The sequence below is a fragment of the Corynebacterium matruchotii genome (genome assembly GCF_011612265.2).
Classification (GTDB): Bacteria; Actinomycetota; Actinomycetes; order Mycobacteriales; family Mycobacteriaceae; genus Corynebacterium; species Corynebacterium matruchotii.
Map to the genome: position 1 here is coordinate 2,365,830 of NZ_CP050134.2, position 14,012 is coordinate 2,379,841.

The window sequence follows — 14,012 nt, forward strand, 5'->3', positions numbered from 1 at the left end:
ACCATTGGGTGCTCAGCACACACCATAGCAGCATCCACGGAAATAATCACCATAACAGTGGGGGACGTTACATTTCTTTAGACTTCTTCCAGGTCTTCGGCATACTCGTCCTGGCGGCGCCCTACCCCGAACGCCCCCATGATGCCGGCGAAGGTGGTAACCACGCCCAATCCCAACACCACCCAAGTAATGATGCGCATGATATGCCCGTCGCTTAGCTGCGCCGCCTGCGCCAACATGGCCGCCGACTGCTCATTGCTCATCTTGCCGGCAAACAGGTGGGCGTCGGCAAGCTTGCCGCCATTACGATCACCGTAATAATCGATAATATTTTCGGACATGTCGACGATCATGCCGCTGATCTGATCCACGTAATAGTCGCGGACCCCGGAATGAAACAGGTACGCCTCAATGTCCTGCGGCTTGTCGGCCGGCGGCGCAGGCTTAATCGGCAGCTTAATGGTGGTGAAGAATGTGGAATACAAATCCGCGGTATTCGTCGGATCAATCTTTTGCTGATAGTGGTAAATGGTGCGGCCATTGCGTTCCTGGGAATCCTTATACACGGCGGGCGCGGTCCGGCGCAGCGTGGCATCAAATACCTCATAGCTGGTTTGCTTCGCGTCGAGCGGGAACTTCACCCAATAGCCGGAAAAATCCACGTCAATGGCACCAGTGGCCGGCATGTTCACGAATTTCACCGGCGAAGTGTTCATACCGGTGGTGCGTTTAAAGGTGTAGGTCCATACGGTGGCTTCCACCAGTCGATCGAGGTCAGAGGCCTGAATCGCCCCTTCTGGACCGTGTTCGCCCCGCATGAGACTCACACCAATGCGGGCGGTTGCCACCTCCTGATCCACCGGCGGCAACAGCTCGGCATGATACTGCTTAGTCATGGGGCCGGTGTAGGTTGTGCCATCGTTAGGTATACGTTGCGTGGCATGTTGGTCGACCAAAGTCATGGTTGTTTGCTTCAACGACAACGGCAGGCGAGCATCGGTGGGAACAATGCGTGGAAAGAGCACCCCCCACGCCACGAGCGCTAGTCCAAGACCAATCGCAAGGGCTGAAACAATACGTGACTTTGGAAGCATGGGTACTGATTCTAATGCAAACCTCATACGCTTTCCCACCGTGATCCCTCCCCCTTCGCGCGTTACGACGCCCTCCGGCACCCAATCCCCCGCACCCGGGTAGCCCTAAAGCTACCCAGGTGGCACGTGAGTAGCAAAGGTTCTGAGCTGGAGTTTGGGTTTTTATCCTGCCTGCACATGGGCACTGAATCGAGAAAGTCCAGCTCAGAAAAACCGCTACTTTTCATCGGTTGGTTGGTCGGGGCAACGCCGGGGGTCTTCTCGATCCTGCGACGGGCGGCCGTGGGCGTCGTCAAGCAAAAAATAACCCCCACCGATCACGATGGGGGTCGCACAAGTATAAGGATTACTTGAGGGTAACCTTAGCGCCAGCTTCTTCCAGCTTAGCCTTGGCAGCCTCGGCATCTTCCTTGTTAGCGCCTTCGAGGACAGCCTTAGGAGCAGATTCAACCAGTTCCTTAGCTTCCTTCAGGCCCAGGCTGGACACGAGTTCACGCACAGCCTTGATGACGCCGATCTTCTTAGCGCCGGCATCTTCGATGATGACGTCGAACTCGTCCTTCTCTTCCTCAGCAGCGGCAGCAGCGCCCGGAGCGGCAGCGGCAGCAACAGCAACCGGAGCAGCAGCGGTCACGTCGAATACCTCTTCGAATTCCTTCACGAATTCGGAAAGTTCGATGAGGGTCATTTCCTTGAAAGCCTCGATGAGCTCGTCCTTGGTGAGCTTAGCCATAATGGTGTTCCTTTCGGTGAAACAGAAAATAGTGGTGTGGGGGTGGTGGGCGGAAACCGATTAGGCTTCCGCTTCCTTTTTCTCCTGAAGCGCGGCAGACAGCCGAGCAACCTGGGAAGCCGGAGCGTTGAAGAGTGCGGCGGCCTTGGACAGGCTGCCCTTCATGGCACCAGCCAGCTTTGCCAAAGTGGTTTCGCGGTTGTCCAGCTCAGCGATGGCATCAACCTGTTCGGCGGTCAATGGATTGCCATCCATGTAACCACCCTTGACAACAAGAGCCTTGTTTTCGGCTGCGAACTTCTTCAGTGCCTTAGCAGCATCAACGGCTTCGCCTTGGATAAAGGCAACAGCGGTGGGGCCGACAAATAGTTCGTCAAGGCCTTCCACACCCGCATGCTTGGCAGCCAACTTCAGCAGGGTGTTCTTGGCGATGGAGTACTGGACGTCAGCACCAAGAGCCTTACGCAGCTCGGTGGTTTGTGCCACAGTCAGGCCGCGGTATTCGGTGAGCACCAGCGAATCGGTGTCGGTGAACCGCTGCTTGAGCTCTGCCAACGATGTTTCGTTCTTGGGATTTGCCACTACTTCGCCTCCTTCCTGAATTCATAACAATGTGAGGTTATCCGCCGGAGCGTTTTGGCCTTCAAACTGGGATTACCCTAGGGCGCGCCTTGAGGAATGGAACCCGAGAAACCAAAAGCCCCGTACAAGAGCACAGGGCACAATACTCCAGGAGGAGGACGGCGCAAAAGTGACTCCTGCGTGGGCCAGCCTAACGCGACACACTGTGTGATTACGGTGTGGTTTGTGTTAGACATCTTCGAGCCGCTCCATTTCCCATTATGGGGTGTAGCGGCTGACCGACGGTCTACGGTGAAACTTGAGCGATGATAATTCCGGCAACAGGTTGCGGAACTACCTTCTATTTCAAACTTCCGTGGCCACTATAGTGGGGGCGAAATCAGAATGCAAATCGGTTTTATGGTATAGCGAGTTGATGTCTGCTTGACGACGGGGGCTAAAGGGGACATCGAAGCAGTTAACAGGGATATTGTGGCCCCGAATAGGTAGAATTGACCCGATAGCAGTGATTAGCAGCCTGAGTTTTTCAAAGTTTAAGGAGAGCACAATAATGAATGGTATGGATAATTCAAGCATAGAAGAAATGGCTGTACACTATTTTAAAGGACTATTTTTCAAAGTTGGTCTCCTAAAAACTATTTTTACAGAAGGTGACAAAACCCCACTAGTTGATGGAAGCATCAGCATCTATCAAGATGGAAATAAGAAAAATGAGGATTTAGTGGGCACCATCCCTGTGCAGATAAAAGGGACTACCCGAGCTATCTCCACCCGTACGCCAACATTTCCACTGACTAAAAATGATCTTGAAGGACTCAAGAGTCACGGAGTCTTACTCCTTGTTGCAGCACTAAAACCAGATGAAGAGAATCATAAAGGGTACTATGCACACCTCTTTCGATTCCAGATTGAAGATTTGTTTAAGGATATGAAGCCTGGACAAAAGCAAAAGAGCATTCCACTAAAAGAGCTTCCGCATGATCCTGAAGAATTATTAAGAGTCTGCTATCAAGCAAAGGACATCCAGGAAAAAAGCACTCGTCCAATAACAATATCCCCTGAAGAATTCTCTAATCCCCAAAAAATTTCTTTTACATTCTACGAAAGTCCTGTTTCAGACATCTTTACGCGCCCCACCCGAATTGGACCACGCTTAGGCAAAGATGATATAAACGCAGTCATAGAACTCACTAATGTGAATAGGACAAAAATACCAACAAACGCCAATATATTGCTAAGCCCCAAGGAGTACGTATACCAGCCAACTGGACATTTTATTAATTCTGGGGAGATAACCTTCCAGGATTCACAGCATAGACTTTTATCGGAGAATCAGCTTGAGATTGCTGTTAGCCCTGGACTAAAACTCATAATTAATCGCGGGAATCCTGAATGCGAAGTTAAATTACGCATACAAGATACCTTGAAGCTTATTCAGTTGCTGGGGAAATAGGGTTCGGCTGGTGGTTGGTAGAACATTATCTTCCGTATCACGTTAATCGCCCGAATGGTTGTGATTCGGGGGAGCCTGCAAGGGGTAGATAGTATCCGCCATACTTTCAGATGAGCTATGGATCGTTCGACCACATACCGGATGGCATTGATTCCCTTGTTGAATCGTTTCTGCCAGCCTAGCAGGGGTTTGCCTGGTCTTCTCTTGAAAGGCGTGTCGCATCCTAACCCCACATATCCTTTATCTGCGGTTATATGCCAGGGCTGCATATAGCCGAATAAACCAGTGTTTCTTATAGCTGTGATGTCATGGGTTGATCCTGGTAATGGCTCGGAAATATAGAATATTTCACCCGCCTGGTCTGTTAAAACTTGCAGGTTATGTCCTGCCCTATGAAGCTTATTCAGCTGCTGGGAAAACATGGTTCGGTTGGTGGTTGGTAGAACATTATTTTTCGTATCACGTTGATTGCCCGGATGGTTGTGATTCGGGGGAGCCTGCTAGGGGTAGAAAGGATCCGCCATACTTTCAGATGAGCTATGGATCGTTCGACCACATACCGGATCTGGTTGATCCCTTTGTTGAATCGCTTCTGCCAGCCTAGCAGGGGTTTCCCGGGTCTTCTCTTGAAGGGTGTGTCGCATCCTAACCCCACATATCCTTTATCCGCAGTACAGTGCCAGGGTTGCATATAGCCGAATAAGCCAGTGTTTCTTATAGCTGTGATGTCATGCGTTGATCCAGGTAGTGGTGGTGAAATATAGAATATTTCACCTGCCTGATCGGTGAGTATTTGCAGGTTATGCCCTGCCCTATGATGCTTCCCGCTGTATAAGTTCCTGGCGTTTTTCCACCACCAACACGGTATGAGCGTGCCATCTAACACGTATAGCCGTTGGGGACTAAGGTCTTTCGGCCTTGGTGGGGGTGGGAGCACCATGTCAAGGATGTTCAACACAGTATTAATCGCCCTGGAGATAGTGGGTTGGGACGTGCCAAAAATACCAGCTAGGGTTTGTTGCCTTAGGTTTTCTTGCAGGTAGAGCATGGTGATTTGCACGCTGGTGAAGACTCCGAGGCTTGGTGGGCAGTGGTGGTCTATTCCTGATGTGGTGATGATGTTTGCTAGGGCGAGGAGATTATCTGTGGTGAGTGTGCTAGGATCAGCGGTGCGGGGTCGATAGAGTATTTTATTGTTGTACACACTTACTATAAGTACACTACCGGCCTCGTTTTCCTATGCTTTCGGGGGTGATCAGCTACCGGGTAGTGAGGGGCCTATTTAAAAACGCTTGAATAAGCTTCTATGATGCTTTCCGCTGTATAAGTTCCTAGTGTTCTTCCACCACCAGCATGGTACGAGCGTGCCGTCAAGCACATACAACCTATTAGGGTTAAGATCCACTGGTTGTGGTGGGGGTGGAAGCACTACATCAAGGATGTTTAACACAGTATTGATCGCTCTGGAGATAGTGGGTTGGGACGTGCCAAAAATATTGGCTAATGTTTGTTGTCGTATGTTTTCTTGCAGGTAGAGCATGGTGATTTGCACGCTGGTGAGCACTCCGAGGCTTGGTGGGCAGTGGTGGTCTAGCCTTGATGTGGTGATGATGTTTGCTAGGGTGAGGAGATTATCTGTGGTGAGTGTGCTAGGATCAGCGGTGCGGGGTCGATAGAGTATTTTATTTTTGTTCACACTTACTATAAGTACACTACCGGCCTCGTTTTCCTATGCTTTCGGGGGTGATCAGTTACCGGGTGGCGGGGTCGTAATTCAAAACGCCTGAATAAGCTTCCTTATATGACGCCTACCGCGACTTGGAGTTTTTAAAATCATGGAGTGATTCAGGAGTTATTTACCACGATAATCAAGTGCTACTAAAAGCCAAAATCCCACTCAAAAAAATTCCATATTTTGAAGATCGATATCAAGTATTTTCAGATCTACATAAATTGTTTGAAATCCTTAAAATAAACTCACGGCTTATTCAAATTGAAGATCTCACCGAAGAAACACTCGAAAAACTTGAAGGTCTTGTCAAAATCTTTGTCTATAAAATGAAACCATCGATCCAATCAGATCCTAAGGGCTTGAGATATAAGGTAATGATAGGGGATGACCATTTACATTTTATTTTTACATACGACTCAGATACGGATGCTTGGAACTGTTTTAGCCTGACAGCTGCACCGATATTATTACGCATCCCTGATAATGAAATATCAAAAGCTAATTTAATCACTGCTTATGATCTTCTTACGAAGGATAAAACACTACGGAGGACATTGAATCTCCACCCGGAGAACTTCATTGTGAGTTATAAGAAGATTCTAGATCGTACACCCGACACGGAGAAACAATCTTTCAGGAATATCGCAACTGGTACGGTAATAGAACTTATTACTGGTGCAGATTTAAATCCTTTACGTAGACGAGAGCTTCTCTCAATGGCCAAAGAACTGAATGAATGGCTACTTTCATACGAGCCAGAGAACTCAATTTTCTTAATAAATCAATGGCAAATACTCCATCGTAACGGCTTACTTACACCAGAACTGGAAAAAAAGGTTCGTGCACTCAAACGATCTCTCTCGAACAAAGACATTCACCGTGAAATAGCGTGTGCTATTCTACTTGGCCAGGTTGAGGAAACACAGTATTTGATGGAACAATTGCCACAAGAAGGTCATGAAATCAAATCCTGGCCAATCTATTACCTATTTGAGCATCAGGAGACTTATAAAATTCCTGATCTTAACAAAAATCCGGCATGGCCAGCGTTCCTTGATTCTGCCTTACGAGAAGAGAAGCAATGACATATTTGAAACAAATCGCACCAAACTCTGTCAACGAAAAAATCATTATCCAACCACCCATGGAGAACAATTAATTACCCCCAATTTTCACCCAGAAAAGACTCTGATTTTATGAATGCGCAATATAGTGAAAGCACCCCTCAATGCGGTGCAATTTGTCATCATTTATAATGTAAACACAATGGGTTTTATTCCTTTTTTATAATGGCTATTAACGAGCCTCCACTTCGAAGGGATACCACTTATGTTTATGCCGAAAACTGTGCGCACAATCCTGGCCGGGACTGTGGCCGTGGCCACAATGCTGGCGGCTACGCCGGTCGCATCTGCGAGGGATATTGAGGAAACGGAGGTTTCCGCTGGTGGGTGCATCAAGTATTACATTAGTTACTTGGATAAATTTGACGATTTCATGATGACGATCAAATACCACAAGCGTGGCGCCATGCAATGCTCCATCCAGCTCACGCCCCTCGATTCGGATTTCGGCCCCGCCCCCAGGCTTCGGCCGCGGGATGATTGGCCGACAACCTCTGGCAAGCTCGGGAAGGCGTACGAAAACACCCTGTACAAGTGGGAGCTGCTTGACGACCACGACAAGGTGGTCAATAGCGGCACGTTCTACAGTTAGCGGGTTTGAGCTGGTGCTTTAGGCGTCGAAAAGCCGCATGATGGGGGCCGCTAACAACCGCACCACCGGCACCATAAATGGCACAACGGGAACATATGTGCTGGTCTGATTGAAACCGATGACCTTATTCACGTCCTTCTCCCCCACCGTGAACGTGAACGCCTCGGGCGCGTAATGGCGGAAACCGGTGCGCTGGGCGTCTTGCGCGTTCTCATACACGGTACATAATGTGCCGACGGGAAGCTTTTCCGGCGCGATGGCCTGCTGACCGTTGCCGGACACCGCAAGCGTGCCGGTGATCTTAGTGTGCGCCGGATCGACGCATTCATAGGTGAAGTTGATGGTGCCGTTACGCAGCGGCTCCCACACCCGCACCGTGTTGGCGATGCCGAACTGTGCGGTCTGGCGCTTGTACACGTTTTCGAAGAGCACGGAACCTCCCACCGTGACGCTTTGCGACGCCGGTGCGTTCCACGTGTACCCGGCCACCGGGGCGTCCTGCTCGGTCACGGTACAGGTGGTGCCGAGCGGAAGATCAATGCTTTCGGCAGAGGTGCCGGTAATGGTTAATGCCTGGTCAACGGGGGCAAAGGCGCCATCATAGGCGGGCTGGCAGGTGTAGGTGAAGGGGAAATCGCTACGGCCCGTGGGAATGTCGGCGGTGATCTTTTTGCTCACCGTGAACTTGCCCACCCTGGCGGTGTAGTCGCTGCTCGAAAGGAATTTCGCATTGGTGGGAACTTGGGTTCCGGCGGGCTGACCGTTGACGAAATACGTGGTGGCCATGGTGGCGGCGGGAACCTGGGCGTCCTGCTCCGTCACGGTGCACGTGAGACCGGGCACCGCGGGCGTGGGGATGGTCACGGTTTCGCCGGCCCGCACCTCGACGGTGCCCCGCTGCGCCGCGCACTGGTAGTCGAACTTGAAGGTCTTGGGGGCAAGAGCAACGGCGTTCCCCGTCACCCGCTTGCTAATGGTGAGCGAACCGGCATCACGGTTATAATTCTCCGTCAGAGTAATAGCCTGTTCCTTGGTGGTGACGGTGACTTTCTGCTTGTCGAACTGGCTGTTTTTTATATAGCCCGCCCGGTCGCCGCCCAGGTCGGTGAATTCGCACTGGGTGCCGGTGGGAATGTTCTCGATGCGGGCCGGGTTACCATTCTTCAATTCCGCCTCGCCGGTGAGACCACCACAGGTGTAGCCCACCTTAATGCTCGCATCGGGGTTGGCAGGTTTGCCGTCAACCTGGAGTTTTTGGGCGATGCTGATGCTGCCGGTGGAACGTACATAATTATTCGTGAGGGTGACATCGATGGGTTCCCTGCCGATGACCACCTCGGGCTTGGGTTCAATATCGATCTTGTCCAGGGCGTAGCCGGGGAGCTGCTGATTTGGAACCGTCAGGGTGCAGATAGAACCGAGCGATAAGGGTGGCGACGTGGCCTCGCCGTCGACCTCAAGGAAACTCGTGACCGGCCCCTGACCATTCGAAACTTTCGGGTCTATGCAGGAGTAGTCGACCCGAAACTTCCGGCCGGTTTCCGCACCAACAATCTTGCTGGTTATCTTGAAAACGCCCTGCTCCCGGGCATAGGTGTTGGTAGCGGTAATGACCTGGTTCTTGTCGGTGACGAAGAACTTCTGCTTGTCGAAACCCACGGTTTTGGTGTATCCCTCACGATCACCGTCTTGTTCGAATAGTTCGCATTCGGTGCCTAAAGGTATATTGTCGACGCGAGCAGGCGTCTCGGTGGTGACGGTGAGTTCACCAGTTTGTTCCCCGGTGATGGCCTTGCAGGTGTAGCGCACCTTAAAGGGTGTAGGGGAAGCCTCGGGTTTGCCGTCGACAAAGACTTTTTGGGTGACGACAAAGCCACCGGTCAGCAGGTTGGTAATGATATCGCTGCTGAGCGGTTCTAGGGATATTTCTTGCGCGGTCGCGGTTACTGGGGTGGCGTAAAGGCCAAGAGCTGCGCAAATAGCAATGGTGGTTTTCTGTAATCCTCGTGTCACCGGGGCTCCTAAGATAGTTGCACGCGTAATACATTATGGCCTATCAGGGTGTTATGCAACAACAACGGCCAGTTTTGCCCTCATTACCCCACCATCGCATAAGGTTACCTCGCGGTTTTCTAAGCCATGGGGTTCATTCCTCATGTGCCCTCGTGTGCCTTCATGTGCGTTGCGACGACACTCTCGGCGGTATTGGCGTGAATTGATAATGACTTGGCGTCTTTTGATGAGCACCCGTCGGCCATACCAAGTTACAATAGTGGAGAACTAATAATGTTACCACCAACCAAAAGGTAAAATTTATCATGCAGAATGTGGCACTCATTACCGGCTCCTACGGTGGACTGGGCACCGGCTTCGTCGACATCCACGCAGCCCGCCATGGTGACCTCATCCTTGTTGGTCGCAGTGAAGAAAAGCTCAATGCCCAGGCCAAGGAAGTAACAACCAAATATGGCGTTGAAGTGCGCACCATCGCAGTCGACTTGTCCACCCCCGAGGCGGCTCAAACCATCGTTGATGCCTGCGCCGACGTGGTCCCGGACATCATCATTAATAATGCGGGTTTCGGTGGCCAAGGTGATTTTGCCAGGGAACGCTCCATGGACCAGGACTTATCAATGATTGCCGTCAATATCGAAGCCCCCACCCGACTCCTCAAATTATTCCTGCCCAAAATGATTGAGCGGGGCAGCGGCAAAGTCCTCAACGTCAGCTCTACGGCAGCTACCGTACCCGGGCCGTTGCAGGCCGTATACTATGCCACCAAGGCATACCTCACCAGCTGGTCCAACGCCCTATGGCGGGAACTTCAAGGCACCGGCGTGACCGTGACCGCCCTCATGCCAGGGGCCATGCAAACCGGCTTTATCGCCACCGGTGGGCTATCAGATACGAAATTATTTGCGAACGCGGTAGAGCCCCGCCAGGTGGCACAGGAAGGCTATGATGCCATGATGGTAGGCAAGATTAATGTGATCTCCGGCCTGGTGAGTTGGCAAAAACCCTTCGTATCGCTGTCCCCCGTTATGCCCCGAAAAGCATTACTGAATTTCGTGTATAACCAGCAAACCACTGGCCATTAATCACAACTCATGAAGCGGCATATCCTTGAGCAGAACTATCCTCGACTACTGGCATCGGTTGGAATAGACGCTGAGCAGGTGTTACGCAAGGCCGGGGTGGCGGAAGATACCTTTACTCATCATCCGCCTACAATGACGACTAGTGATTATTTCGCATTTCTCACTGCCATTGGAAAGCTGTGCCCTCCAGGCTCCGCCGTTCAGTTGGCTAGCGCGACCGGGATTGAGCAATTCAGCCCACCAGTTTTTGCCTCTTATTGTGCTCGAAACGGCAGGGTATGCATAGAACGGCTGAAACAATATAAACGCATCATAGGACCCTTAGAATTCCATACCACCGGCACCACAAAACAAATGAGTATCGAATTGGTGTGCGAAGGATATGAGTTGCCATCGTTTCTTGTGGAATGCGAATTCGTTTTCCTGGTCAACCTGCTGCGTACCGCCACCGGGGAACATATCACGCCGACATCAATACAATTGCATCAATTAGATGTTGATCGTGCCGTCGTAGATTTTCTCGGGTGCTTACCGCAAGTTGGCCCAAGCAATGTCATTGCGTTTGCCACCCGTGACATGGAGCTGCCCTTTATCAGCCACAACGACAGCATGTGGAGCTATTTCGAACCGGAGCTGCAACGCCGCCTTGCGGAACTCGACGCCGATGATAGCTACACCACTCGGGTGCAAAGTGCGCTCATGGAGATGCTTCCTGGTGGGGAAACCGGCATTGATGATGTTGCCCACCGGTTGGGGATGAGCAAACGCACCCTCCAGCGCAAGCTGGGCGCAGAGAAGACAACGTTTCAGGCACAGTTGAAACATACCCGACAGCTATTGGCACAACATTATCTCACCACCACATCAATGAAAGTTGATGAGATCGCCTACCTATTGGGGTATATAGAGCTCAATAGTTTCCTGCGGGCCTTTTATACATGGCTAGGGATGAGCCCCAGGGAATATCGCGCACGCCATGCTGTCGACGGGCAAACCTTACGGCCCCCGACACCACCTACACCACCGTGAGCAAACAGGTTTTCGATAGTAGGTTTTAGAGAATGTGCTGAGTCATAATAGCCTAGTTTCTCCAGGTGGCCTCCCACTGCCCCGCAGGATCGCACTCCTATTCGAACCTGGGTTCCGGGAGGGTTAGGCGTCGAAAAGCAAAAAGCCGAGAAAGCATGATGCTCCCCGGCTCTTGGCGGTGTAAGGATTATTCTTCGGTGAAATCCTTCTGGATGGACGGGTCAACCGGGATGCCGGGGCCCATCGTGGAGCTCAAGGTCACCTTGCGCAGGTAAATGCCCTTGGCGGACGACGGCTTCAACCGCAGCACTTCTTCAATCAAAGCACCATAGTTTTGGGCCAGCTGTTCAGCGGTGAACGATGCCTTGCCGATCAGCGCATGCAGGTTAGCGGCCTTATCCACGCGGAAGGAAATCTTACCGCCCTTGACCTCGGCGATTGCCTTGGCAACATCGGTGGTCACGGTGCCGGTCTTGGGGTTCGGCATCAGGCCGCGGGGGCCCAGCACGCGGGCCACACGACCCACCTTAGCCATCTGGTCGGGGGTGGCGATTGCCACGTCGAAGTCGGTCCAGCCTTCAGTGATCCGGGCGATCAAATCGTCGGAGCCGACCACATCGGCACCGGCGGCCTCAGCCTCGGTGGCCTTCTCGCCAGCGGCGAACACGACAACGCGCACGGTCTTACCGGTACCGTTCGGCAACGACACGGTACCACGCACCAGCTGGTCGGCCTTGCGGGGGTCAACACCCAGGCGAATAGCGACATCAACGGAGGCATCAAAATTCTTCGAAGAGGTCTCCTTGACCAACTGAGCGGCCTTCAATGGGGTGTACAGCCGACCCTTGTCCAGCTTCTCTACCAGTGCCTTATAGGCTTTTGATTTTTTGCTCATAATGTCTTACATCCTTGAAATTTGTGGTGAAAGATATGTGGTGGAACGGGCCGAAGCTGGCCCTCCCACAGGAATATTTTTAGCCCTCGACCTCGATGCCCATGGACCGGGCAGTACCGGCAATGATCTTTGCGGCAGCATCAATATCGTTGGCGTTGAGGTCTTCCAGCTTGGTTTGGGCGATTTCCCGCACCTGGTCCATGGTGACCTTGCCCACTTTTTGGGTGTGTGGAACGCCGGAGCCCTTCTGCAACCCGGCAGCTTTCAGCAGCAGCTTAGCGGCGGGCGGGGTCTTCAGTTTAAAGGTGAACGACCGGTCTTCGTACACGGTGATTTCCACCGGCACCACATTGCCGCGCTGGGATTCCGTGGCCGCATTATAGGCCTTGCAGAATTCCATGATGTTCACGCCATGCGCACCCAGGGCCGGGCCAACAGGCGGAGCAGGGTTCGCCGCACCGGCTTCGATTTGAAGTTTAATGAGGCCAGAGACCTTTTTCTTGGGAGCCATGATGTTACCTACTTCCTTGATAACAGGCCACGGATTATGGCAATTCCGCGACCTGTCCGGATGCCTGCGCTACGCAAGCCACCGGGAAACAACGATCGAAAACGCATGACATTCATAAACATGCACACGCAATCGAACATCCTATAGCAAACCCCAGCTTGCACCCAAATTCTGGGTTTTCTAGTCGATCTTCTTAATCTGGTCGAACGTCAAATCCACCGGTGTTTCCCGACCGAAGATCGACACCAACACCTCAACCTTGCTGTTTTCCGCATCAATCTTCGAAATGGTTGCTGACACTGACGCCAACGGCCCTTCCAGAATGGTGACGGCCTCGCCCACCTCATAGTTGACCACAACCTTTGGCTTTGCCATATCCGTCGGCATGGCCACAACCTTCTCCCCTTCTGGGGTTTCACCAGCAGCCTGCGTACTCTCTGCAACAGGCTTCGTGTCGCGCGGCATGAGGAATTTCGCCACATCCCGTGGCTTCACCGGCGTCGCATTCCCCTCATTGCCCACGAACGACGTCACACCAGGGGTTTCCCGCACCACGGACCAGGCGTGGTCGTTGATGTTCATGCGCACCAGCACATAGCCAGGCAGTAACTTACGCTTGACGATCTTGCGCTTACCATCACGGATTTCTAACGCCTGCTCCACCGGAACCACAACCTCAAAAATGGAATCCTCCACCTCTAGGGTTTGGATACGCATATCAAGGTTGGCCTTCACCTTATTTTCATAGCCCGAATAGCACTGGATGATGTACCACTGGCCCGGCTGTTTCTTTAGTTCGCGGATATATCGCCGCAACCGTACCTGGTACTCACCGTCCTCATCGGTTTCGGTAGCCTCTGCGGTTTCTGTGGCATCGGCGGTTTCGGCGGCCCCTGGTTCGGGGGCTGCGGTTTCACCAGCCCCTTCGGACTTCACGGTTTCGGGTTTTTGCTCACCGGCCGGCGCCGACTGTGACGCTTCCGACGCTTCAGCTGCCTCGGACTCGGACAGTTCGGACATGGCCGCGGCGAGGGAATCCTGAGTTTCTTCGCTCATGAGGGGTCTCCTGACATTCGTTGATTATTACTATGCTACCGCCCCCGCTTGTCGACGCTTTCCAGACGCCGCACCGGTGGGGTAAAAATTATCCCGCCGTTCCACAAGGAATT

The 14,012-nt window shown here is 52.2% G+C and carries 15 protein-coding genes; 5 read left to right on the top strand and 10 right to left on the bottom strand.

Translation table 11 applies throughout. The features are described from left to right. Window positions 1-77: 77 nt before the first annotated feature. The 3 genes from pgfA to rplJ form a co-directional block, all read right to left on the bottom strand. Complete coding sequence (gene pgfA / locus HBA49_RS10460; protein WP_034994794.1) at window positions 78-1,094, bottom strand: cell envelope lipid trafficking protein PgfA; 1,017 nt, start codon at window positions 1,092-1,094, stop codon at window positions 78-80. Between the two features lie 346 nt (window positions 1,095-1,440). Beyond that, window positions 1,441-1,827 (bottom strand): 50S ribosomal protein L7/L12, encoded by a 387-nt coding sequence (rplL, locus tag HBA49_RS10465; RefSeq protein ID WP_005519536.1) that lies wholly within the window; start codon window positions 1,825-1,827, stop codon window positions 1,441-1,443. 60 nt (window positions 1,828-1,887) lie between these two features. Next, the gene (gene rplJ, locus HBA49_RS10470) at window positions 1,888-2,409 is read right to left on the bottom strand and encodes a 50S ribosomal protein L10 (RefSeq protein ID WP_005524719.1); all 522 of its coding nucleotides are present in this window, start codon (window positions 2,407-2,409) and stop codon (window positions 1,888-1,890) included. A 550-nt stretch (window positions 2,410-2,959) separates the two neighbouring features. On the opposite strand from rplJ, the gene HBA49_RS10475 reads away from it, so the two are divergent. After that, a complete protein-coding gene (locus HBA49_RS10475; protein ID WP_005524608.1) occupies window positions 2,960-3,862 on the top strand; it encodes a DUF4365 domain-containing protein in 903 nt (300 codons plus the stop codon). Here HBA49_RS10475 and HBA49_RS10480 read toward each other — a convergent pair. The 3 genes from HBA49_RS10480 to HBA49_RS13030 all read right to left on the bottom strand — a co-directional run bounded on the left by HBA49_RS10480 (window position 3,844) and on the right by HBA49_RS13030 (window position 5,402). After that, window positions 3,844-4,284 (bottom strand): transposase family protein, encoded by a 441-nt coding sequence (locus HBA49_RS10480; protein ID WP_081455657.1) that lies wholly within the window; start codon window positions 4,282-4,284, stop codon window positions 3,844-3,846. The two genes, HBA49_RS10475 and HBA49_RS10480, sit on opposite strands and share 19 nt — an antisense overlap. Continuing rightward, on the bottom strand, window positions 4,266-4,910 hold the full coding sequence (locus HBA49_RS10485) for a transposase (RefSeq protein ID WP_244248399.1): 645 nt from the start codon (window positions 4,908-4,910) through the stop codon (window positions 4,266-4,268). The genes HBA49_RS10480 and HBA49_RS10485 overlap by 19 nt, the downstream gene beginning before the upstream one ends. Window positions 4,911-5,144: 234 nt before the next feature. Further along, on the bottom strand, window positions 5,145-5,402 hold the full coding sequence (locus HBA49_RS13030; protein WP_244248400.1) for a transposase family protein: 258 nt from the start codon (window positions 5,400-5,402) through the stop codon (window positions 5,145-5,147). Between the two features lie 278 nt (window positions 5,403-5,680). Here HBA49_RS13030 and HBA49_RS10495 point away from each other — a divergent pair, with 278 nt between their 5' ends. Beyond that, window positions 5,681-6,679, top strand: a complete 999-nt coding sequence (locus HBA49_RS10495; protein ID WP_005524068.1) for a hypothetical protein — start codon at window positions 5,681-5,683, stop codon at window positions 6,677-6,679. A gap of 250 nt (window positions 6,680-6,929) precedes the next feature. Next, on the top strand, window positions 6,930-7,310 hold the full coding sequence (locus tag HBA49_RS10500) for a hypothetical protein (RefSeq protein WP_146743653.1): 381 nt from the start codon (window positions 6,930-6,932) through the stop codon (window positions 7,308-7,310). 18 nt (window positions 7,311-7,328) lie between these two features. Here the strand turns inward: HBA49_RS10500 and HBA49_RS10505 are convergent, their stop codons facing one another. Continuing rightward, on the bottom strand, window positions 7,329-9,323 hold the full coding sequence (locus tag HBA49_RS10505; protein ID WP_005519524.1) for a DUF5979 domain-containing protein: 1,995 nt from the start codon (window positions 9,321-9,323) through the stop codon (window positions 7,329-7,331). A 305-nt stretch (window positions 9,324-9,628) separates the two neighbouring features. Here HBA49_RS10505 and HBA49_RS10510 point away from each other — a divergent pair, with 305 nt between their 5' ends. Both HBA49_RS10510 and HBA49_RS10515 read left to right on the top strand, forming a co-directional pair. Continuing rightward, window positions 9,629-10,408 (top strand): SDR family NAD(P)-dependent oxidoreductase, encoded by a 780-nt coding sequence (locus HBA49_RS10510; RefSeq protein ID WP_005523900.1) that lies wholly within the window; start codon window positions 9,629-9,631, stop codon window positions 10,406-10,408. 9 nt (window positions 10,409-10,417) lie between these two features. Continuing rightward, on the top strand, window positions 10,418-11,437 hold the full coding sequence (locus HBA49_RS10515; RefSeq protein ID WP_005524470.1) for an AraC family transcriptional regulator: 1,020 nt from the start codon (window positions 10,418-10,420) through the stop codon (window positions 11,435-11,437). Between the two features lie 187 nt (window positions 11,438-11,624). Here HBA49_RS10515 and rplA read toward each other — a convergent pair whose 3' ends face one another. The 3 genes from rplA to nusG form a co-directional block, all read right to left on the bottom strand. Next, on the bottom strand, window positions 11,625-12,332 hold the full coding sequence (gene rplA, locus HBA49_RS10520) for a 50S ribosomal protein L1 (RefSeq protein WP_005519519.1): 708 nt from the start codon (window positions 12,330-12,332) through the stop codon (window positions 11,625-11,627). Window positions 12,333-12,411: 79 nt separating this feature from the next. Further along, entirely contained in the window at window positions 12,412-12,843 is a 432-nt protein-coding gene (gene rplK, locus HBA49_RS10525; RefSeq protein ID WP_005519518.1) for a 50S ribosomal protein L11, read from the bottom strand. Between the two features lie 180 nt (window positions 12,844-13,023). Then, the gene (gene nusG, locus HBA49_RS10530) at window positions 13,024-13,899 is read right to left on the bottom strand and encodes a transcription termination/antitermination protein NusG (protein ID WP_005524422.1); all 876 of its coding nucleotides are present in this window, start codon (window positions 13,897-13,899) and stop codon (window positions 13,024-13,026) included. Window positions 13,900-14,012 lie beyond the last annotated feature (113 nt).